This is a genomic window from Paraglaciecola marina (assembly GCF_004360155.1).
GTDB classification, from domain to species: Bacteria; Pseudomonadota; Gammaproteobacteria; order Enterobacterales; family Alteromonadaceae; genus Paraglaciecola; species Paraglaciecola marina.
Map to the genome: position 1 here is coordinate 59,952 of NZ_SAIS01000012.1, position 21,078 is coordinate 81,029.

General features: G+C 40.6%; 22 protein-coding genes and 1 pseudogene. 15 read left to right on the top strand and 8 right to left on the bottom strand.

Annotated elements, in window-relative coordinates; translation table 11 throughout:
* Positions 1–227 precede the first annotated feature (227 nt).
* Positions 228–620: a 30S ribosomal protein S9 gene (gene rpsI, locus EOK74_RS16300; protein WP_133471128.1), complete on the bottom strand. Its 393-nt coding sequence runs from the start codon at positions 618–620 to the stop codon at positions 228–230.
* 12 nt (positions 621–632) lie between these two features.
* Positions 633–1,061: a 50S ribosomal protein L13 gene (gene rplM, locus EOK74_RS16305; RefSeq protein ID WP_133471130.1), complete on the bottom strand. Its 429-nt coding sequence runs from the start codon at positions 1,059–1,061 to the stop codon at positions 633–635.
* 549 nt (positions 1,062–1,610) lie between these two features.
* On the opposite strand from rplM, the gene EOK74_RS16310 reads away from it, so the two are divergent.
* Genes EOK74_RS16310 through EOK74_RS16325 form a run of 4 tightly spaced genes read left to right on the top strand, consistent with a single transcriptional unit; the run spans position 1,611 to position 4,120 of the window.
* Complete coding sequence (locus tag EOK74_RS16310; protein ID WP_133471132.1) at positions 1,611–1,964, top strand: BufA1 family periplasmic bufferin-type metallophore; 354 nt, start codon at positions 1,611–1,613, stop codon at positions 1,962–1,964.
* 17 nt (positions 1,965–1,981) lie between these two features.
* Entirely contained in the window at positions 1,982–2,833 is an 852-nt protein-coding gene (gene bufB / locus EOK74_RS16315) for an MNIO family bufferin maturase (protein WP_133471134.1), read from the top strand.
* Complete coding sequence (locus EOK74_RS16320) at positions 2,826–3,566, top strand: HvfC/BufC N-terminal domain-containing protein (protein WP_133471136.1); 741 nt, start codon at positions 2,826–2,828, stop codon at positions 3,564–3,566. Before bufB ends, EOK74_RS16320 begins: the two co-directional genes overlap by 8 nt.
* A 35-nt stretch (positions 3,567–3,601) precedes the next feature.
* Positions 3,602–4,120, top strand: a complete 519-nt coding sequence (locus tag EOK74_RS16325) for a DoxX family protein (RefSeq protein ID WP_133471138.1) — start codon at positions 3,602–3,604, stop codon at positions 4,118–4,120.
* A 52-nt stretch (positions 4,121–4,172) separates the two neighbouring features.
* Here the strand turns inward: EOK74_RS16325 and EOK74_RS16330 are convergent, their stop codons facing one another.
* The 3 genes from EOK74_RS16330 to yejK all read right to left on the bottom strand — a co-directional run bounded on the left by EOK74_RS16330 (position 4,173) and on the right by yejK (position 7,008).
* Positions 4,173–4,979 (bottom strand): M23 family metallopeptidase, encoded by an 807-nt coding sequence (locus tag EOK74_RS16330; RefSeq protein WP_133471140.1) that lies wholly within the window; start codon positions 4,977–4,979, stop codon positions 4,173–4,175.
* Entirely contained in the window at positions 4,972–5,847 is an 876-nt protein-coding gene (locus EOK74_RS16335) for a 6-carboxytetrahydropterin synthase (protein WP_133471142.1), read from the bottom strand. The genes EOK74_RS16330 and EOK74_RS16335 overlap by 8 nt, the downstream gene beginning before the upstream one ends.
* 93 nt (positions 5,848–5,940) lie before the next feature.
* The gene (gene yejK, locus EOK74_RS16340) at positions 5,941–7,008 is read right to left on the bottom strand and encodes a nucleoid-associated protein YejK (RefSeq protein ID WP_133471144.1); all 1,068 of its coding nucleotides are present in this window, start codon (positions 7,006–7,008) and stop codon (positions 5,941–5,943) included.
* 114 nt (positions 7,009–7,122) lie between these two features.
* On the opposite strand from yejK, the gene EOK74_RS16345 reads away from it, so the two are divergent.
* The 10 genes from EOK74_RS16345 to EOK74_RS16390 all read left to right on the top strand — a co-directional run bounded on the left by EOK74_RS16345 (position 7,123) and on the right by EOK74_RS16390 (position 19,417).
* Positions 7,123–7,341, top strand: a complete 219-nt coding sequence (locus EOK74_RS16345; protein WP_133471276.1) for a YejL family protein — start codon at positions 7,123–7,125, stop codon at positions 7,339–7,341.
* 24 nt (positions 7,342–7,365) lie between these two features.
* Entirely contained in the window at positions 7,366–8,904 is a 1,539-nt protein-coding gene (locus EOK74_RS16350; protein WP_133471146.1) for a DUF3413 domain-containing protein, read from the top strand.
* 235 nt (positions 8,905–9,139) lie between these two features.
* Positions 9,140–9,544 carry a hypothetical protein gene (locus EOK74_RS16355; RefSeq protein ID WP_205964677.1) on the top strand — a complete coding sequence of 135 codons (405 nt, stop codon included), beginning with the start codon at positions 9,140–9,142 and terminating at the stop codon, positions 9,542–9,544.
* Between the two features lie 42 nt (positions 9,545–9,586).
* Complete coding sequence (locus tag EOK74_RS16360) at positions 9,587–10,018, top strand: hypothetical protein (protein ID WP_133471148.1); 432 nt, start codon at positions 9,587–9,589, stop codon at positions 10,016–10,018.
* A 198-nt stretch (positions 10,019–10,216) separates the two neighbouring features.
* Positions 10,217–11,599: an imelysin family protein gene (locus EOK74_RS16365; protein WP_133471150.1), complete on the top strand. Its 1,383-nt coding sequence runs from the start codon at positions 10,217–10,219 to the stop codon at positions 11,597–11,599.
* Positions 11,600–11,720: 121 nt separating this feature from the next.
* Complete coding sequence (locus tag EOK74_RS16370) at positions 11,721–13,406, top strand: di-heme oxidoreductase family protein (RefSeq protein WP_133471152.1); 1,686 nt, start codon at positions 11,721–11,723, stop codon at positions 13,404–13,406.
* 23 nt (positions 13,407–13,429) lie between these two features.
* A complete protein-coding gene (locus EOK74_RS16375) occupies positions 13,430–14,884 on the top strand; it encodes a di-heme oxidoreductase family protein (protein ID WP_133471154.1) in 1,455 nt (484 codons plus the stop codon).
* Between the two features lie 12 nt (positions 14,885–14,896).
* On the top strand, positions 14,897–16,072 hold the full coding sequence (locus EOK74_RS16380; protein WP_133471156.1) for an imelysin family protein: 1,176 nt from the start codon (positions 14,897–14,899) through the stop codon (positions 16,070–16,072).
* 9 nt (positions 16,073–16,081) lie between these two features.
* Positions 16,082–18,298, top strand: coding sequence for a TonB-dependent receptor family protein (locus tag EOK74_RS16385; protein ID WP_133471159.1), 2,217 nt, complete (start codon positions 16,082–16,084; stop codon positions 18,296–18,298).
* Between the two features lie 15 nt (positions 18,299–18,313).
* Positions 18,314–19,417 (top strand): DUF1513 domain-containing protein, encoded by a 1,104-nt coding sequence (locus EOK74_RS16390; protein ID WP_133471161.1) that lies wholly within the window; start codon positions 18,314–18,316, stop codon positions 19,415–19,417.
* A gap of 57 nt (positions 19,418–19,474) precedes the next feature.
* Here EOK74_RS16390 and EOK74_RS16395 read toward each other — a convergent pair whose 3' ends face one another.
* The 3 genes and pseudogenes from EOK74_RS16395 to EOK74_RS21290 form a co-directional block, all read right to left on the bottom strand.
* Positions 19,475–19,723, bottom strand: a complete 249-nt coding sequence (locus tag EOK74_RS16395) for a Txe/YoeB family addiction module toxin (RefSeq protein ID WP_166638791.1) — start codon at positions 19,721–19,723, stop codon at positions 19,475–19,477.
* Entirely contained in the window at positions 19,716–19,970 is a 255-nt protein-coding gene (locus tag EOK74_RS16400; protein ID WP_133471165.1) for a type II toxin-antitoxin system Phd/YefM family antitoxin, read from the bottom strand. The genes EOK74_RS16395 and EOK74_RS16400 overlap by 8 nt, the downstream gene beginning before the upstream one ends.
* A 96-nt stretch (positions 19,971–20,066) precedes the next feature.
* Positions 20,067–20,172 (bottom strand): annotated as a pseudogene (locus tag EOK74_RS21290) (transposase); the annotation flags it as partial.
* 180 nt (positions 20,173–20,352) lie between these two features.
* Between EOK74_RS21290 and EOK74_RS16410 the strand changes: the two are divergent.
* Positions 20,353–21,045, top strand: coding sequence for a hypothetical protein (locus tag EOK74_RS16410; RefSeq protein WP_133471167.1), 693 nt, complete (start codon positions 20,353–20,355; stop codon positions 21,043–21,045).
* Positions 21,046–21,078 lie beyond the last annotated feature (33 nt).

The following is a 21,078-nucleotide window of genomic DNA, read 5'->3' on the forward strand; positions in this document are numbered from 1 at the left end:
AAATATTAACCTATCAGCGGTGTCAAAATACACAGAAGTGACAGGAAATATAAAGGTTTCGTTATTAACAGAAAATGATAAAAGAAAAACCACATAAAAGACAAGGAAATCGTCAATAAAATGAAGAAATACTGACACTTAATACCTTTGGGTAAAAAGCAGGCAATAAAAAACCCGACAAAAGCCGGGTTTTTGGTATTTCTTTTGAAAAGAAATTCGTCTGACAATTAACGTTTTGAGAATTGTGGACGCTTACGTGCTTTATGTAGACCAACTTTCTTACGTTCAACTTTACGTGCATCACGAGTAACAAAGCCCGCTTTACGTAACGCTGGACGAAGAGTTTCGTCAAATTCCATCAAAGCACGTGTAATGCCGTGACGAATTGCACCAGCTTGACCACTAATACCACCACCGGCAACGGTAACGTATAGGTCAAATTTTTCAGTCATTTCAACTAATTCTAGCGGTTGACGCACGATCATACGCGCAGTCTCACGACCAAAGAACTCGTCAAGAGGACGTTTATTTACAACAATGTTGCCACTACCTGCACGAAGAAAAACACGAGCGGTAGAACTTTTGCGTCGGCCTGTGCCGTAATATTGATTATCTGCCATCTGTAATGCTCCTTAAAGGTCTAAGACTTGAGGCTGTTGAGCAGCATGCTTATGCTCAGGACCAGCGTAGACTTTCATTTTGCGGAACATATCGCGTCCAAGTGGACCTTTAGGCAACATACCTTTAACCGCTTTTTCAATGATCATCTCTGGTTTGTGGGCTTGCAACTTCTCGAAAGTAGTATCTTTAAGGCCACCTGGATATCCAGTATGAGAATAGTAAATTTTGCCTTTGGCTTTATTACCAGTAACAGTTACTTTCTCAGCGTTGATCACAACTATGTAGTCACCAGTATCCACATGTGGAGTGTACTCTGGCTTATGCTTTCCGCGTAAACGGCTAGCAATCTCAGTCGCTATACGACCAAGAGTTTTGTCTGCGGCGTCAACCACATACCATTCACGTTTTACCGTTTCTGGCTTTGCAACAAAAGTTTTCATTTTAAAATTACCCGAAATATATAAATAATCGTTACTTGGCTTCATGCTCGATATTTTACTACCGACTGCTACACAAAACCGCTAAAAATCAATACTTTGACCCCTTCGAGTCGTATGATTTATCCGCTTTCCCAAAGCGGGGGCAACTGGGCAGGGCGCGAATTATACAGAAGTTACCTTAAAACGCGAGTATAAAATTTAAGCTTTTTACTAAATTAGTTATTTTGCTTTTTTATTTCTAACCTTTGCTCCATGTAAAAAGCTACTTTTCACTTGAATAAAGCCATTTACACTCTTAGTTTTTAACTAATACGCCAACTTGAACCTACAAGTGCTTCTCTATACTTTGTGATAGTCACCCTTTTTAATTCCTATGCCCTAAACTCATATACAACCTTTATCTCTAAGTCACATTAGAGATATTTTGCAACGCCACTGAGATTTTTTGAAATTTAACCGAAAGTATAATGGTCTCTAAGTTACATAATGGACTACATTAACTAAATATTAGCCCATTTCTTTTAACTATATTTACTTAGGATTACATTTATGAAAAACACCAATACCATTAAGTCAGCGTTATTATTAGGTTGTACTATTGCCGCTTCACAAATAGCCACAGCAAAACCAAATGATCAGTTAACCCTAGCTGAAGCTACACCTGAAAAAATAAAAGTAGCCGTACAAGAATGGAAAGAAGGTAACAGATTACGTGGCCGTAAAGATAAGTGTTATGGCATTGCATTAGCGGGTGAAAACGACTGTAAAGCAGGAGCAGGCACAAGTTGTGAAGGTACCTCTACCGTAGATTTTCAAAAAAATGCTTGGACCTACTCACCTAAAGGTTCTTGTGAATTTATCGTTACACCACACGGTGCCGCCTCTAAAAAGCCCATCGCTTAAATTTATACTGATTTCCAATGCAAGAACTAACTAAATTGCCCGCTACTGCGGGCATTTCTTTAAAGCCAGAATATTTCGACTCTATTAACCATTGCTTAGAAAAAAATATGTGGTTTGAGGTACATGCCGAAAACTACCTTATTCAAGGCGGTCCAAGGTTAGAAAGGCTTCAGGATATTGCACGGGATTTCCCATTAAGTATTCATGGAGTAGGAGCCTCCTTAGGAGGGCCAGAACCGATTAATACAGCACATATAAAACGGCTCACTAACTTACTTAACTTGGTGCCTACTGCAGCATTCTCTGAACATATTGCTTGGTCTGGAACAGAAGGCAATTATTTGGCTAATCTCATGCCGACCCCAGTGACAACAGAATCCTTAAATAATACCGCACATAACATTCAGCAGTTGCAAGAAGCACTTCAAAGACCAATATTAATAGAAAACCCAGCCAACTACCTAAACTTCAAAGGCGACATGTCTGAGCCTGAATTCATGATGTCTCTAGTCCGAAAAACTGGCTGTGGAATTTTACTCGATGTTAATAACCTTTTCATCAGCGCTAATAACACAGGTATTGACCCTCAAAGTTATATTGAAAACTTAGACCCAGCATCATTAGGTGAAATACACATTGCAGGCCATTCCACGGATCCCATTGAAAAAGACTTATTAATTGACTCCCATGACAATGACATATCCAAAGGAGTATGGGACTTATTAGACAAGGCTCTGTCACATATAGGTCCCTGTCCTGTACTTATAGAAAGAGACGCTAATTTGCCAACCTTCGATGTGCTGCTAAAAGAAAGAAACATGGCACAAAATCGAATTAACGCCCACAAAGAAGTAACCTTACATGAGTGAGTTTCATACCGCACTTATAGAATATGTAAAAACTGGAAGCTTAGAAGATATAATGCCACATATATCTGACCTTGAAAGCAAACGTCGCTTAGCCGTTTATCGCAATACCTTCATAAGCGGCTGCATTGATGGACTCACTAGAAAATACCCTAGTTGTGAGAAGCTATTAGGTGTAAACTTTTTTAAAACACTTGCCCGTGAATTTTCTATTACTAATCCGCCTTCTAACCCTGTACTCAATGAATTTGGAGAGATCTTTCCAGAATATATTCGAGATGCACTTCACCAAACGCACCCGGATTTGAGCTATGTCTGGGATGTATGCCAATTAGACAGAGCTTGGCATCGTGCTTATTTTGCTGCCGAAAAAACGCCCCTCGATGAAGCAGCAATCGAAGCACTCGTAGTTGATATAGAAAATAAATCTTTGTCGCTGCATCCAAGTGTACAATTAGTAAAACTTGAGTGGGCAGTAACAAGCTTATGGTCACAACTTAGAGATAGTGACCTAAGTGAAGAAATATCAATCGAAGTCAACCCCAAAACCATTATGGTGTGGCGCGATTCTGAGACTATTTTACACAGAACTTTACTAGCATCGGAAGCGTTATTTATCAGTAGCATTTATGAAGGTAGAACCTTGGGAGAGTCAGCCGAAATAGCCATGCAAAGTGACGACTTAGATATCAGTAATACCTTTAGCCAACTTCTACTTAATAACTTAATAACTTAATAACTTAATAACTTAATAACTTAAAAGGCACGCACATGATTAGTTTATACAAGAGCTTAACCGCAAAGCTCAACTTGTACTTAACAGACATTACCCTTCTTACAGCTAGACTATTAGCAGCTAATGTTTTTTTTTCATCGGGAATGACCAAGTGGAACGGCTTTCTGAGCTTTAACCCTGAAAAATACGATCTGTTTCTATATGAGTTTTTCTGCCCAGATCCAATCCGTGAAGGGGCTCTATTATTGTGTGACGCAGAAACTCTAGATTATGTTGAAGGGTCTTCTATCATCACCTTTATCGAATCCTTAGCGGTTGGCGCGGGAGTAGCAGAGATAGTGTTCCCTATTATGCTAGCGCTAGGTATATTCACCCGCTTAGGTGCGGCAGGTTTAATTGGAATGACCTTATTTATCCAACTTGCAGTATTCCCAACTTGGGATCATTGGTGGAACCCCGCTGTTTGGTGGTTTGTAACACTATTAACATTACTCAGCATGGGGCCTGGAAGGTTGTCGTTGGATAAATTGCTAGGATTAGAAAACAAACAATAAGCTAACAGCATGCAAAATACCTCTCAAAGCCCTTTGGGAGGTAAACTTATGCCTAACGTTTCGGCACCAATAAGGCTGGATCTAGCCTTTCTTTAAACCAATTAATACGCCAATCTAAATGCGCACCCGTTACTCTTCCTGTAGCACCAATTTCTGCCACTAAATCACCCTGTTTTACTTTAGTACCGGCAGTAACAAGGCCTTTACTTAAATGTAAAAAAGTCGAGGTCACACCAAACCCGTGGTCAATAATCATAGTACCACCAGAGTAATACATATCTGGCTCAAACAAGGTCACTATGCCATCAGCAGGAGCATAAACAGGCGTACCAGTTGGCCCAGCAACATCTAATCCAAAATGAGGTCGTTTGGGTGTGCCATTAAACACTCGGCGGCTACCATACACTCCGCTAATTGGACCTTCAGCTGGCCAAATAAAGTCTTGGGTAAAATCCAACCTATCATCATTATTTGTACGAGCATTGCCAATTTGTTGATTATCTTTTCTGATGCGAGCAAAAACATCTTTTGAGGGGCTAACGTATTTGCTCGCCACTCCCTCAATTTTTTGTTCTTGGTAAGTACGCTTGTACAATGTAATAATTTTGCTGTGTTGAAGGCCGTTTTTATCTTGCCATTTAAGTTGGTGTTCAAGTGCTGCATCACGACCAAAACCAAATGCAAATTGCCCCCCATCTGATATTTTAATAGCCTTATCATCTAACCAAACTTGGCTACCAGCAGGTAACTGACCACGAATAAGACTGCCTTGTGTTAAAACACCTTTAAGCACAACATCACTTGCTGTTACATTAAAACTAATCAATAAAAAGGCGACACACAAACCTAACCTAAGCAAAAGCAATAGCTCCTTTACCTACCCCTTCATAAGCCAATACTTTAAAGTCACATTCAGGTGTTAGTCGCTTATGTTCATCTGCCATATATTGTGCCAAACACTCAACAGTAGTATCAGTTTCAAGCATTTCAGATTCAGCTTTCGGGATGGCTAATTCAAACCTACCCTGTGATGCTTCATAAGCAAAAACATGATGTTGTTCAAAATCACCTTTTTCTATCTCAAAAGAGGTTTGCTCAGGCTTTACTATATCTTCTGAAGAACCAATATAAATATCGCACCAACGCTTTGCCCAATACTCCTGCCACTTTATGCTTTCTTTGTGATCTTCAAACACTACTACTTTTGAACGGTGGCCATGGGCAATACGTTGACAATTACCATCATGCTTCTTTAAACCGTGGGTATAATGATAATAGGGAGTATTAATCACCTCAGCCCGCAAGTTAAGCTCTATACCTGCTACATTTTCAGGTAAATGAGTAGCAATAACATCTTTAAGGTAGTCACTAACTGAAGGCATAGTCACTTCGTCTGAATAAACAAATGCATAGGCTTCAGCAGGGCAATTAAGGTGAATAGACTTATTGTCCGCTCGCATAAAATCAACCTTCACTCTATCCGTCTTTTCATTCTGCTTAACTACACTAAACTCATGCTCTACTGGCACTAGCAACTTGTGGTCTATGTATTCATCAATCAAATATTTAAGTTGTTTTTTGACCTTACCAAAATCTAACACCATGCTTTCTTCATTTAAATCACCGTTGAGGATCACGTCAACGATCCAGCTTTCTCCTACCATTCCCCGCTTTGGGCACAGATAAGAAAAATCCATCACGGTTAAATCATTCACAAATAATTGCATAAAAAAGTATCGTTACCTTGTTCACTTACATACTGAAAAAATAATCTAGCAAATCTAACATTTAGATTTAACTATCTACCCATTACCCTAGAATCAACTTTGTGACTTTAAGAGTTGGTCTTTTAGGTTAGGTGGAATGCCGCGGATCATCAAAGTGTCAGAGCCCGCATCATAACTGACTCGATCACCTAATAATTTACGCTCAAAACTTAAGGAAACCCCTCCACCTTGGCCACTGAATTTTGCCAAGGTTTTAAGGGCACTTCGGTCAGCCTGAAACTGCTCTTCAACAGGTACTTCAGCTTGTTGATTAAATGCCTCAAAACTGACATGGTCGCTTGGCAGTTTAGCCGCTAATTCTTGAATTTGGATATCTTCGCCTTGTTCGAGTTTCTGTTTGTAATATTCAGAAACCGTATCTCGAGCCTGATGTTTCTCCTCAGGGTCAAGTTGCTCGGCTGCTAAAAAAGCATCAACGGTAGTCAGTAGCTGTTTATTTTGTTGCTTAACGTCAACTAACTCTTCACAACCAACAAAATGCATAAAAAAGTCAGACACTTTACGACCCATGCGGCCTTTAATAAAACTGATATACCTTTGCTGTTCTGCCGATACCGCAAGTTGTGTCAAATCTATTCTTACCGCCAGCTGCATTTTACTAAGATCTAAGTGATCACTGCTGGTTAATTCCAGTTCACGGTTTATTTCAACATGGTGCTTGGTATTGATTATCGCAATCATCAAGTAATCAGTCGCTAAAAACTGATAATGACTAAATACTACAAAGCCCGTTTCAAGGGTCCCTGTATCTATCAAAGATTTTTTTAATAGCTCACTTGCTTGAATACTAAACTCAACAAAATCAGTGGTTTCATCCTGCATATCTTGCAACATATTTTTGAACGGAACCGAGTGAGGCGTAAGGGTTTTCTCTTCTTCGTCATCAGATTCTTTACTTACACTGACGATTTCTGCGTTTTCTGTAACAAAACCACCCACCCCTTTTCCGGGTTTAGTATTAAAAGCATGGTTAATTTGCTGCGCCAAGTTTTCAATTTCTGGGTTCACATCAAAGCAGCTAGTTCTGGGAACAAGGGTTAGCTCTTGCTGTTGATTAACAGCTAATTGATGTACAACAAAATGATGAATTAAAGCACTCACATTTTTTCCTCAAAGTAATTAAATTCGTTCAGTTACAGTTGGTTGATAGCAATTTTAATGGACCATTGTTACTATCGCCTTAAATATACAAGTAAAATATCTGAGCCTATCCGTATGCCACAACAATCCAAATATTCTGACAGCCAATTTGAAGGCATCATGCATGACATTATTATTGCGTTAGAAAAACACCAAGCCAACAGAGATTTATCTCTTATGGTATTAGGCAACCTAATCACCAATATATTTCAGCAACAAGTAGGCGATAATCAGCGCGAACAAATGGCCGAACAGTTTACACAAGTGCTGCTTAAAAGTATCAATGGAAAATAAAAAAGTTAAAGGTAAACCAAGCCTATGATTTTAGCTGAAACACCCCGTCGTAAATTAATTACCCAATTAGTCACTTGGGGTCATTGGTTTACGCTGCAAAATATAGTAGTCGCCATAATTATTGCGGCTATCTATATTTTAAACTCTCCTGCTCCCGTAACTGCATTAGGTAATCTGTACCTATTTACTAATTGGGTTAGCCATATTGGTTTTTTAACCTTTTTTGGTTTCGTAATCTTAATTTTACCATTGTGTTATTTATTATCTAACGCTAAAGCCGTTAAAATAATTAGTTCGATTGTTGCAGCCTCAGGCCTTGCTCTGCTTGCTTTTGATGCTTTATTGTATAATAAGTTTGGGGTGCACTTAAGCATAAACTCTGCTGATTTAATACGTGACGAAGCACAAACCGTAATGTCAGATTTTGGATGGCAACAATGGGGCTTTCTAACTTTGCTATTTATTGTGTGGTTTTCTTTTCAATTAGTGGTTGCCAATGCACTATGGCAGCGTGTTAAACGCCTTCAAAAAAGAAAACTGGGCTTACCTATTAGCAGTTTTTTTGTGGCCTGTTTTGTTATCAGCCATGGTTTACATGTTTGGGCCGACGCCAAACTGTATCAACCTATTGTTAAGCAAGATAATATGTTCCCGCTTTCTTACCCAGCCACAGCAAAAACATTAATGTCTCGCTATAGCCTGCTAGATATTGAAGACTATCAACAGCGCAAAGCCTTACAATTCGATCAAACCATAAATGGTATCAATTACCCTACAGCGCCCGTTTATTGCGCTGTTCAAAACAATCAAAAAGTACTCCTATTAGGTTTAGTTGATGGCAAAATATCCGGTACTATCTCGGGTATTTCATCTCTGGGCAAACATTATGGTTTGCAATCTAATCTAGAGAGCAGCATCAATACTGTTTTATACGGATTGCCTGAGCTATACCACAATGCACTAAGCGAATATGACCCAATACTACTGAGTTTACCGGCTTCTATGGGTTTAGATATCAATGTGTTTTCAGAACAGAAGCTTCCCTCTAAGCTTAATCAATACATTCATAGTTGGGACGAGTTTAAAAGCAGTGTTCAACATATTGAAAGTAATCTAGCGATAGGATTTATCAATAGTGATAATTTGTCGCAGTTATTGACACCAGAAGTCCAAAGTCAATATCAAATTTTAATTACTGATTTAAGTCATTCAAAGGCTTTACCCAGCCAATTGTTTAGTAATATAAATATCAATAAACAGATGTCTAGCCATGAAGATTTAGCGCCAACTGTTTTAAATTTGTTAGGTTGCACAGCAAACGCTAATACATATAGTACAGGCAGCGATTTAACTAATACTAATAAACGACGCTATATCGTTAGCACTCAAGGCAGTAAAGTGCTGCTACTTACTGGCACAGAAAGAATAGAAATAATGAACAATGGTAATGTGCGTATTTTCAACTTACAGAGCAATGAAGAAGTATTCAGCCCCGTTGATACAGGCTTACTTAGCCAAGGCATTAAACACCTGAGTAGCTTTTCCTCTAAGCGCCCTTTATAGCTCATTAATTAGGTTCCACCTAGTGTGTAATAAATGCTAAGTGGGAACTTAATAGTTTTCACTAAAGTACAGTTTGCCACGAACCTAAACAGCCCTTTCTCCAAAGGCACTTCTATTTACTGTTAACGCCAGCAATCATGCCCATGATTATTTTACGTCTTGAATTAGCCTTGACATGATTTCCAATCAGACCTAACCTTAATGATAACAATTATCATTAAGGTTATATTCACTTATGTCCACTCACTATTCTTTTGTTTTTTACTCCTTAGAATTGGCAGTACGTTATGGTAACAATAGTAAAGAAAGTTATGATGATATTAGTTGCTATGTTCACCTAGCGTTAGAAAGGGCCAAGAAACTTAATAGCATTAAAGCTGTAAAAAACGCACATCTACGCATAGTAGATACTTTAGTAGAAACTATGTGCGACAGCTGTCATAACAAAAACTGGCGTATTCAGTGTCACCGCTACCTTAAAAAACTCATGCCACTATTATTTGAAATTCTCGACCAAACTGATTACGAGAAAAAAATTGAAGAAATTGAAACCTTATACTCGTACTTTATTTGCCAAAATGAAAACAAACCACTAGCTAATTCACATAAAAGGAATCACTCATTTTTAACAAAAAAATAAATATTTAAACTGGGTCTCATTACTAATGAATGAGAGGTTTTAATGTCTGAATACCACTATTTGTGTCCTATAAATAAGCTTTGGGTAGATAGTCATCCCAAAGAAGCATTTAGTCGAATTTTGGAAAATAAAAAACATGCAGAACAGCTACTTAAAAAGCAACACCACAAACAAGCTATAGCATTTTTAGGACGGGCATTTGAAACAGCAGAAATGATTTTTGATAATCGCATAGAGTCAACGCAGTTAACCATCACATTAACAGGATTAGCAATCATGTTAGCTCATGCTTATGCCAAGATCAGTAAAGTAGATATTGCCACTGCTATATTGCAGCGTTTACGTCAAAAAATACAAAGAGAAATCAAATGCACGGTAGGATATTCAACCAAGGTAGTGTATTTCGAACATTGTATACAGGCAATTACTGAGGCCCGCAGCGATCTGAGTTTTCAGTCTCAAGATATCAAGTAGTCCCATTAAGTAATCGCCAGCACGGCCAAATCACAAATCAAGCACTGTCAAAGTTTGCCTTAATATAAAAATAACATGCCCCAAAATAGCCGAAGAGCTTAGAGCAATTTTTTTTAAAAAAGTTTCTTAATTCCTTGACTTTTACTTAACACGACAGATAATGAGAACAATTCTCATTTTAAGTCAATGGAAAAATTAATGAATAAAACTTCAATATCGATAGCGTTAGTGCTGGCATTATCTTTAACTGCCTGTATTGACGACGGCGAAGATGGTCAACAAGGAGCTGATGGTGCTGCAGGGGCTGACGGTACAGATGGTGTTAGTGTTTATGTAACACGAGATGACGTAGTAACGTCAAATGCAAATATAGCTTATGCAGCTTATGCAGATTCATTAATTTCGGCTCAATCAATGCGTGATGTCTTGGCAACATTTGTAGCCGAACCTACTGAGTCAAACTTCACAGCAGCTAAACAAGCATGGTTAGACTCTCGCGAACCCTATGGCCAAACTGAAGTGTATCGTTTCCGTGTAGGTCCTATCGACGCATTAACCACAGATGAAGCTGGTGAATATGTATTAGGTGAAGAAGGCGACGGTCCAGAAGGCCGAATAAACGCTTGGCCTTTAGGTGAAGCACTTATCGATTACGTAGCCGACACTGTAGATGGTGATGAAGGTGACGGCCTAAGCGGTAGTAACATTATTGCTGACACTACAACTTATCCAATTATTGATGCAGCTACTATTAGCGACCTGTTTGAATATGAAGGCGAAGAAGCAAACGTAACCACTGGTTATCACGCCATTGAATTTTTACTCTGGGGCCAAGATCTAAATGCTGATTTAACTGGCACAGGCACTCGTGATGCAACTGCAGGTCAACGTACAGTGTCTGATTTTACAAATGTATCAGGTGAATGCACTTCAGGCTCTGACATAGTAGCAGATGAAATTTGTACCCGTCGTGGTGACTACTTGTTAGCAGCCGCTGATGTGTTGATAGACGACTTAACCACTGTTGTTGAAGCTTGGGAGCCAGTGACAGGATTTCATTATGCAAACTTCGTAGCTGGGGGAGACACATCTTTAGCGCTTATTTTTGAAGGTATGGGCCGTTTAAGCTACGGTGAGTTAGCAGGCGAACGTATCAATATAGCGTTAACTACAGACTCTCAAGAAGACGAGCATTCATGTTTTAGTGATAACACACACAGAGACATATTTTTAAATGCTAAAGGTGTTCAAAACTCATTCAACGCTAGTTACACCCGTATTGATGGCGAAGTAGTTGAAGGTGCATCACCTTATGATTTACTTGTAGTTGAAGGTGAACCAGAGTTGGCTAACAACTTACGAGCAGCGCTAGAAGCGACAATGGCTGCCGCGACAGTAATAGATACTAAAGCAGAGACTGGCACTCCCTTTGATAACCTTATCCAAGAAGGTATTGCTCAAGAGAATGTGGTTGCTGTAATCCAAGCCTTAGATACACAAACTGGTTATATTGAAGATTCAATCGACGCATTGGGAATAACAACCAATGATTTATACCAAGATACTGAAGAAGAGTTCTAAGAAAGTTTAGACCACTTCAAGTAATTCAGATTCGTTATAAATATCAAGGGGCTTAATAAGCCCCTTTTTTTGTTAAATGTGTATAATCACCATTCTCATTTACGACAGTGTTTTTCAAAGTATGAATAAAAGCGTTAACCTCACCTCGCCTACAGCATTAGTTTTAACAGGTTTTACATTTTTGTGTTTATTCATTTCTGGTTGCGGTGGTGGTAGTGGCAGTAATACTCCTGTTGTTATTACAGATCCCGATCCACAGCCTGAGCTAGACCATAGTGGTTTGACGCCCATTGAAACTGATGTAATTGAAAGTTCAGAATATTTAGCAGGTGGAGACGTCACTACATTTAAAACCGATGACGGTGCATTTGAAACAACACCCAGTATAATAGATGATGACTTCACCGACGCTAGTTTATTTGTCCAAGGTGACCACTTATTTAGAACCGCTCATGATGATTCAGGTCCACTCATGAACAGCAGTACCTGTCAAAGCTGCCACATTAACGACGGCCGTGGTGAAATTCCTACAGATATAACTGAAGCCTTCGAAAGCACCTTAGTAAAAATTGCTGATTCTTTAGGTAATGAAGACCCAATATACGGTGACCAAATTCAAACGTTTGGTAAGCAAACCACAGACACTTCATTTCGAAACGCCAACTTACCTGTATTCGGAGGCTCAATAAATGGTGATGAGCTTTTTGGTGAAGCCTACACCTATGTCGAATACGAAGAAGTGAGCGGAAGCTACCCAGATTCTACAACCTACAGTTTACGTAAACCTGTATATAAAACAAAAGATATGAGTTTCGGTGACTTTGTTGATGGTGTTCAGTTTTCAGTACGCATGGCACCCAGCGTATTTGGCACTGGCTTATTAAACGCCATACCAGAAGACAATATCTTAGCCCTTGTAGATGAGCACGATGCAGATAGCGACGGTATATCAGGTAAAGCTTCTATGGTTACCCATGCCATAACCGGCGAAACCATATTAGGCCGCTTCGCCTATAAAGCCCAAACACCTAGTGTTTTGCAACAGTCGGCCGGAGCCTACCGCGGGGATATAGGTTTAACCAATAGTTTGTTTGTTGAAGAATCTTGTACAGATGCACAAATTGCTTGTCAAACTGTGGCAGAACAAGAAGGCCAAATGGGCGAAGAATATGATGTATCAATCCGTGAATTGGCACTAGTCGAATTCTACACCCGGGTATTAGGCGTTCCAGCTCGCCGCGGATACAACACAACAACACAAACATGGGACACAGAGATAAGCCAAGGCCGTGCACTCTTTTTTGAAGCCAACTGCATAGGTTGTCACACACCTCGCCATGTAACTGGAGAGGCAGCAGGTAGCTTATTGGGCGAAATTCCACTAATTGGCGACCCTGATGAAGCCGCTGAACCTATTGAGGCATTGTCGAATCAAACTATTTACCCATACACCGACTTATTGCTGCACGATATGGGTGGCAGTTGTGAAGTGACTCGCGAAACCGATGAAGGCCTGAGTTGTTCAGAAGGTGAAGAATGCATGTATGTGCAACGCTGCGAAGGGTTGGCTGATGGCTTAATTCAAGGTTTGGCCACAGGAACGGAATGGAAAACACCTGCACTATGGGGAATTGGCCTAGTGCAAACAGTCAATGCAGATTCAACCTTCTTACATGACGGCCGAGCTCGCACCATAGAAGAAGCAATTTTATGGCATGGTGGTGAAGCACAAACCAGCAAAGATAACTATATGCAACTTGATAGCACGGAGCGTGCACAGTTGTTAGCCTTTTTAGCATCACTTTAAGCGAGTAAGGTACATTCAAAAATATGCTAAAAACGGTATTTTCTATTATCATATTAAGTGGTTTAACTGGGTGTTCTAAAGCACCCAAATTTGACCAAACTGAGTTACAACCTGGCGGTAACATGACCGCCAAGCGTGTTTCTCATCGCTCTTATGTAGTTGAAGGTAGAGGCGTTAACCCACAGCAAAAACTAGACTTTTGGACTGGCTTTTCGTTATTCCGGGATCCTTGGGTCATAGCGCCTAGCTCAACCAAAGACCGTGACGGCCTTGGCCCATTATTTAATACTCGGTCTTGCATTAGTTGCCATTCAAGAGGTGGCAGAGGCCCAGCTCCAGAATTAGGTTTATCAAGCCCATCAGCCATGGTTATTCGCTTAGGATTAAAAGACCAAGACTCTAGCTTCAGCCATTACTCAAAAAGCCCTGCAGCGCAGACCTATGGAGAACAAATACAAACTCGGGCTATTAATACAGTTCATGCAACTCAATTGCCTAAAGCCATTAAACCTGAAGCAAAATTAAATTTGGCATATGAAACCATAACGGGCCAATACGATGATGGCAGCGAATATCAATTACACAAACCTAATTATGAATTACGAGAACTTAATTACGGAGAGATAAGCCAAGAAGTGGGCCTATCACCACGCTTTGCCCCTGTGGTTTATGGTGCAGGTCTACTCGATGCCATTGCAGAAGCTGACCTACTAGCACAAGAAGACATAGACGACAGTGATCAAGATGGCATCTCGGCCCGTTATAACCGTGTACCTATGGTAAAAAAGCTTACTTCTGATGATGCTTACACAGAGCCAACCCTAGGTATTGGTCGTTTTGGGTTTAAAGCCAAACACCCAACTTTGGCACAGCAGGTTGCCGCTGCTTTTAGAGATGACATTGGTATTACTAGTTCTTGGTTCCCAGCTGAATCCTGTGGTCCAGCTCAAAAAGGGTGTGCAATTGCATCAGAACTGGGGAGGCATACAGACGTAGAAATACCCAATAAGTTATTAAAATTAGTGGTAGACACCAACCAATTTATGGCTGTGCCCCCCTCTCGTAACTTGTTATCAGAAAAAGCCCAACAAGGCCGAGAGCTATTTTACCACGGGGGCTGTGCGTCATGTCATACCCCTAGTTATACCACAGCAGCAGATTATCCAATTGCAGTATTGGCAAGCCAGAAAATTTGGCCGTATACAGATTTAGCATTACACGACATGGGGGCTGGCCTAGCTGATGGCGTAATCGAAAATGACGCTTCAGGCAATGAATGGCGCACCCCACCTTTATGGGGCTTAGGAGCTCAAAAAATATTTAGAAAGGCACCTTTATATTTACACGACGGTCGAGCAAAATCAGTGGCCGAAGCAATTTTATGGCATGGAGGCGAGGCCCAAGCCAGTCAAATATTTTTCAAAAATTTAAACAAATCAAAGCGTCAAGAACTACTCACGTTCTTAGATGCAATATAGGAGCGGTTCAATATGATCAATTTAAAAAGCGGGTTGAAAGCACCACATGTATTAATCGCTTTTGGGCTCACAACTCTATTAAGCGCATGTGGCGGTGGGGGCTCGTCGGGTAACAGCACCACACCAACAACACCTACAACCGAAACCACAGATCTCCCAACTGAGTTTGGTGAATACCTAACAGATTTGACAGATGGTCACATCATTCCAGCATATGAAGATATGTACTCTGAAGCACTGGCCCTTAAAAGTGCCGGCGATACATTTTGCGGATTAACTGCACCTAGCAGTAGCGACCTTTCTGACTATCAGCAAACTTGGTCTGCATTCAACAGTGCGTGGCAGAGCATTCAGTGGTTGAAAGTAGGAGCAGTAGTTGAAGATAGTCGTTTATTCCGGATTCAACTTTGGCCTGACGAAAACGACGCAGTAAGCCGCGGCGTAGAGAGCCTATTACTCGAACAAATCACAGTAACCGCAGATGATGTTTCTGGAGTCAATGTAGGAGGCCAAGGTATCCCTGCACTTGAATATTTGCTTTTCCCTGAGGACTCTAGCGACTCTTTAATCAATGCCAGTGATAAAGCTAAGCGTTGTGAAGTCAGCCTAGCTATCGCCCAAAATCTGCTCAATATAAGTGAAGAAATCCTCACAGATTGGCAAGCATCTGGTGGCGACTACCGTTCACAACTTATTGAAGGCACTGGTGATTTTTCGTCTGTGGTAGATTCTGTAGAAGAATTGACTACTAACTGGTTAGAGCATATTGAAATTGTCGAAGACTCTAAATTATTTGAAATATTAGGGGAAGAGTCACCAGGCAATTACGAAAATGCAGAGCACGTATTAACCGACGAATCACTTCTGAGTATTGCTACCAATATTGAGACATTCTTAAGCATTTATACCAATGACGATGGCAAAGGTTTTGATTCGATCCTAATTGATTTTTTAGAGCAACAAACTATCAGTGATGAAATCACAACTTCATTAACCAGTGTGGCAACTCAAATCACCCAAATTAATCTTGATTTTGACTCCTACGAAACTGCATTAGCAGACTCTCAAGGTAGAGAAGCCATAACTAATCTAGTAGACGAAATGCGAATTCTAATCGACTTAATAGACGTCAGCTTCACCCAAGCCTTAGACTTGAACTTAGGTTTTAACTCATCTGACGGCGATTAATCATTCATTATGCGAAGTATAAAAACTATGTTGTCACACACTACTTTTTCTAAAGTTACCCTAGGTATTACCTTAGCGTTGTCGGCATTGCCAGCAACACTTATGGCTGCCGATGAAACCAAAGCTTCAAATATTGATGATGTCATCCAAATATTTGGTAATCAAAATGCCCTAGAAACCGCAACGGGCTCTGGATTTGTATTAAATGAAGCCGCCCTAGAGCAGTTTGAATTTGATGACATTCACCGCGTATTACAAAGCGTACCGGGTGTTTATATTCGTGAAGAAGATGGCTACGGCTTACGACCAAACATTGGCTTGCGTGGAGCCACCAGCGAGCGTAGTAGCAAAATTGCATTGATGGAAGATGGTGTATTGATTGCACCTGCGCCCTACTCGGCTCCTGCGGCTTATTATTTTCCTAATGTGTCTCGCATGACTCAAGTAGAAGTATTTAAAGGCCCATCAGCAATTACATATGGCCCTAATACTGTGGGCGGCGCTATTAATATGTTGTCTCGCCCTGTCAATCCTGAAGATGGCGGCGAACTTGACCTAGCTTTAGGCGAACAAGCCTACGCCAAAGCCCATGGCCATTACTCCAAAAATATCGGCAATGCCGGCGTGATGGTAGAAGGTGTGCATTTACGTGCGGATGGTTTTAAAACCTTAGCTGAAGATGATAATACTGGCTTTGTAAAAAATGAAATATTAGGTAAAGCTAACTACAGCTTTGATAACGACCCATATAACCAACAGGTTCAATTAAAAGTGGGGTATTCGGAAGAAGTGTCCCATGAAACCTATTTAGGGTTAACTGATGCAGACTTTGCTGAAGACCCTTATCAACGTTATGCCGGCAGTCAAAACGACAAATTTGATTGGGAGCACTTACAACTACAAGCGTCCCATTATATTGAATTAGCCCCAGACATGACAGTGGTAACACAAGTCTATAGACGAGACTTTAACCGCGACTGGGATCGCCTCAACGGATTTAACTCTAGCCGCAGCTTAGACACTATTTTATCTTCACCAGATACCGGCTTAAATAGTCGCTTTCTAGAGATTTTAAAAGGTGAAGAAGACTCGCTTACCTCAGATGAAACCCTGGTTTTCACTCTGAACGACCGCACATTCTACTCGCAGGGCGTGCAATCAAAACTGTCTTGGGATACAAACCTAGGTGATGCAGACATGACCATAGATGCAGGTTTGCGGGTGCATCAAGACCAAGTAGAAAGACTTCACAGAGCGCGCTACTTCGACATGGTTAATGGTCAAATGGTTTTTGCAGGTCAATTGGACGACCTTGTCACTAATAACAAAGACACCACTACCGCCATTGCCGCCTTTGTGAATTCAAAAGTTCAGTTTGGCGACTTACACACCTCTTTTGGCTTAAGGGTCGAAAACATAGATGGCGAGTCTAACGACTACGTAGCTCAAACGGTTCAAGATAACAGCGACACAGTAGTGCTACCCGGTTTAGGTGCTTTCTATCAAATCACCCCACAATTAGGTGTTTTAGCAGGTGTAAATAAAGGTTTTGTACCCAATAGCCCAGGTGAAGAAAGTGACATCAAACCCGAAGAAAGCTGGAACTACGAACTAGGCTTACGGGCTAACGTAGCCGACTGGAATATGGAAGCCATTGGTTTTTATAACGATTACAGCAATCTAAAGGGCAGTTGTACTTTTTCAAGCGGTTGTACCACAGAGCTTGACGTAGAGTTTAACGGCGGTGAAGTAGATATTTACGGACTAGAACTTAGTGCAAACGGCCAAATAGACATATCCAATAGCCTAACAATGCCTATTAACCTAGCTTACACCCACACTCAATCAGAGTTTCAAACCACCTTTGACTCAACGTTTTCTCAGTGGGGCAACGTAGTCACAGGTGACGAACTACCCTACCTACCTGAAAATCAATTTAACCTTCAAGTAGGAGTTGCAGGAGATAATTGGCAAGTAGACTTAGCTTACAAGTACGTGGCCGAAATGTCTGAAGCATCGGGCACTGGTGTCGAGCTAGAAGGTGTTTATACTTCAAGCATTAGCCAAATTGACCTTGCGGCTTGGTATCAAGTGAATGACGCGTTACGTATTTACAGTAAATTAGATAACCTTACCGATGAAGTAGAAATAGTATCTCGCAGGCCTTTCGGTGCCCGCCCAGGTAAACCAAGACAATTTATCATAGGCGCAAAATACGCCTTTTAATTCACTTGAAAAATTATGACCATTAACCGTAGACAATTTATCTTAGGCTCAAGCCAAGTTGCACTAGCAGCTTGGTTGTTACCAGCGTGTACCACTAACCAAACAGAACAGTGGTTAGTCAGTACCTGCAACGACCCACAAGGTCAAAGCATGGCCGCAGCCATCAATAGCCAAGGACAAATTGTCAATACAGTTAAGCTACCAGCCCGAGGTCATGATTCATTAGCTTTACCTCACAAACCCGGTCACGCCTTAGTATTTGCCCGACGCCCCGACCGTTTTGCTGTTGAAGTCGACTTTATCAATGGTCAAATCAATCACAATATTGAAAGCCAAAGGGACAGCCACTTTTATGGTCATGGCGTATTCTCAAAAAATGGAGAATACCTCTACACCACCGAAAACTTATATGACAAACAACAAGGTATAATAGTGGTGCGTGACGCACAAACCTACCAAGTAATTGATAGATTTAGTTCAGGTGGAATCGGCCCCCATGAATTAGCATTAATGCCTGATGGTGAAACTCTAGTGGTCGCCAATGGCGGCATTGAAACCCACCCAGAGCAACCACGGAAAAAGCTCAACCTAGACACCATGCAACCCAATTTGGCATATATCGATACAAGAACCGGTAAAGTATTGGCTAGCTACGCCCCCCCAGACAACCAGTTAAGCATTCGCCATTTAACAGTGCGAGAAGATGGCGCAGTATTTACAGGGGCACAATACCAAGGGCCTAAATCAAACATGCACCCTTTAGTGTTTTCGCACCAAGGTGAAGACACCCTACAAGCCTTTAGCGCAGACACTAGCCAGCTGTATAAAATGCAACAATACACCTCAAGCTTAGTGGTTAAAGACAAGCTACTATGCGTAAGTTGCCCAAGAGGCTCACACCTAAGTTTTTGGGATACCAACACCCACCAATTTATTGAAAAACAAAACTTTAGTGACGCCTCAGGCCTAGCCCTTTCAAAAGGCAGAATACTCGCCTCTAGCGGCAAAGGTTATTTAAAAAAATTAGATGAATCTGCACCACTAAAAGGCATAGCCAACATCAATACGCTACCCATAATGTTCGATAACCACATGACTATGATTGAAGGGGTGGTTTAGGTTTTAGCCCTAAGGGCTGCAGTTTTAATAGTTAGGGAGGTTGTACTAACGGCACATTTAATAATGATACCCGCACGAAATCATTGTTAAATGTGTGTTTGTAACGGCATAAACCAAGCGATTAGTTTCATCAATTCTTCTTGACCAAAAACCAGACAAATTCTCTTTTAATGGCTCAGGTTTCCCGATCCCTTCAAAAGCATTACGTTTTGTATCACTAATTCGTTTTAGAGTTTTTTTATCTTGCCCTTGCCAATATACATAATCACTCAAGGCTTCATCTGTCCAGGTTAACAGCCTAGTCATCAACTAAATCTCGTTCGAATACATTTCCCGATTGATATTGCGCTATTGATCTAGATAAGTGCGCTGCATTAGCAGGAGACTTAAGCAAGTGGACGGTTTCCATTAATGCATTGTAATGATCGAGAGACATAACAACAGCATCGTCAGCATCCCTGCGAGTAATGACTGTGTGGTCCACGTCATTAACAACTTGATCTAAAACAGATTTAAGCCTATTTCGAGCTTCAGTGAATGAAACAACTCTCATCTACCGCCCTCCAACTTGTACAATAAACAAGACAAAATTAGACTAAAAAACATACACGTGCAATATATTGTACAAAATAGAACGGGGAGGGAGTTAGATATAGCAAGGTACATACTCAAACGTACCGGGCAGGATTTGTTCTGAGAAGTTGACGGGAAAGAAAATTTGTTTGGCAGGATAAATCAGGCTTGTAGTTGGCAATAGGAGTTTATCTCTAGTGGAATAATATCTATTAGATCACAGCTAAGTGAAGCGTGAAGGTTAACTCACGATCGTAAAGTCATTTACAAAACAACTCATCAACAGCCCACCTTTAAGTTTCTTTGCCAGCATCCTATGAGTCTTGTAGACTTTAACTTATCAATATCACACAGTACCGACTATGTCCCCTAACGCAGAATTAGATAAATATCGTCCGAAAGTTAACCCATATGAAATTATTGCACTTATCACACGTCACCCAGGACTAACCGTTTTTTTAATCTATGCAACCATTGCAATCGCTGGCTTTGTCTATTTACTGACTTTTTACTCTTATTTTAATCTACCCATCACTACATACCTTGAAGTGAGCGATATTCTCGTTGCAGGCATCAAAGATCCTATGGTGATGTTAATGGTATTCGGTGCGTTTAGTGTGGTTTTTATAACTTGGGCTGTGACATATATTCATGCACCTGTTAGCGCTTGGTTAGACAAAAAGTTTAATCATGGGGCGTTAAGAGTTATCCCTTTTTTAGCAGGGGTTCAAAGCGCACGATCATTTTGGTGGGGCGCTCTTGCCATACTTCTCGTTTATTTTGTGATTTTTATCAGTATGCACTCAAAAAATAAGGCCGAGTTAATTATAGATAAAAAGTATGGGCTCGTGACCCTAGACTCTAAGGCAATCTCTAACCCAGACCATGAATATTCATTATTAAGCACCTCGATAAACTATATTTTTCTATATGATCATCAAACTAAAAACACCTTAGTGCTACCACTTAATAATATAAATTCAATTACGCCTAAACGTCCAACAGTAGAAGAAGCGACTCCCGTACCAAGCTTAGAAAACACCACACCAAATTAACCAGTAAAACCGCTCTGCATACCTGCACCTTTT

Bases quoted from the DNA above. Each gene is read 5' to 3' on its own strand.
- rpsI (WP_133471128.1), bottom strand. From the start codon at position 620: ATGGCAGATAATCAATATTACGGCACAGGCCGACGCAAAAGTTCTACC.
- rplM (WP_133471130.1), bottom strand. From the start codon at position 1,061: ATGAAAACTTTTGTTGCAAAGCCAGAAACGGTAAAACGTGAATGGTAT.
- EOK74_RS16310 (WP_133471132.1), top strand. From the start codon at position 1,611: ATGAAAAACACCAATACCATTAAGTCAGCGTTATTATTAGGTTGTACT.
- bufB (WP_133471134.1), top strand. From the start codon at position 1,982: ATGCAAGAACTAACTAAATTGCCCGCTACTGCGGGCATTTCTTTAAAG.
- EOK74_RS16320 (WP_133471136.1), top strand. From the start codon at position 2,826: ATGAGTGAGTTTCATACCGCACTTATAGAATATGTAAAAACTGGAAGC.
- EOK74_RS16325 (WP_133471138.1), top strand. From the start codon at position 3,602: ATGATTAGTTTATACAAGAGCTTAACCGCAAAGCTCAACTTGTACTTA.
- EOK74_RS16335 (WP_133471142.1), bottom strand. From the start codon at position 5,847: ATGCAATTATTTGTGAATGATTTAACCGTGATGGATTTTTCTTATCTG.
- EOK74_RS16345 (WP_133471276.1), top strand. From the start codon at position 7,123: ATGCCACAACAATCCAAATATTCTGACAGCCAATTTGAAGGCATCATG.
- EOK74_RS16350 (WP_133471146.1), top strand. From the start codon at position 7,366: ATGATTTTAGCTGAAACACCCCGTCGTAAATTAATTACCCAATTAGTC.
- EOK74_RS16355 (WP_205964677.1), top strand. From the start codon at position 9,140: ATGTCCACTCACTATTCTTTTGTTTTTTACTCCTTAGAATTGGCAGTA.
- EOK74_RS16360 (WP_133471148.1), top strand. From the start codon at position 9,587: ATGTCTGAATACCACTATTTGTGTCCTATAAATAAGCTTTGGGTAGAT.
- EOK74_RS16365 (WP_133471150.1), top strand. From the start codon at position 10,217: ATGAATAAAACTTCAATATCGATAGCGTTAGTGCTGGCATTATCTTTA.
- EOK74_RS16370 (WP_133471152.1), top strand. From the start codon at position 11,721: ATGAATAAAAGCGTTAACCTCACCTCGCCTACAGCATTAGTTTTAACA.
- EOK74_RS16375 (WP_133471154.1), top strand. From the start codon at position 13,430: ATGCTAAAAACGGTATTTTCTATTATCATATTAAGTGGTTTAACTGGG.
- EOK74_RS16380 (WP_133471156.1), top strand. From the start codon at position 14,897: ATGATCAATTTAAAAAGCGGGTTGAAAGCACCACATGTATTAATCGCT.
- EOK74_RS16385 (WP_133471159.1), top strand. From the start codon at position 16,082: ATGCGAAGTATAAAAACTATGTTGTCACACACTACTTTTTCTAAAGTT.
- EOK74_RS16390 (WP_133471161.1), top strand. From the start codon at position 18,314: ATGACCATTAACCGTAGACAATTTATCTTAGGCTCAAGCCAAGTTGCA.
- EOK74_RS16395 (WP_166638791.1), bottom strand. From the start codon at position 19,723: ATGACTAGGCTGTTAACCTGGACAGATGAAGCCTTGAGTGATTATGTA.
- EOK74_RS16400 (WP_133471165.1), bottom strand. From the start codon at position 19,970: ATGAGAGTTGTTTCATTCACTGAAGCTCGAAATAGGCTTAAATCTGTT.
- EOK74_RS16410 (WP_133471167.1), top strand. From the start codon at position 20,353: ATGTCCCCTAACGCAGAATTAGATAAATATCGTCCGAAAGTTAACCCA.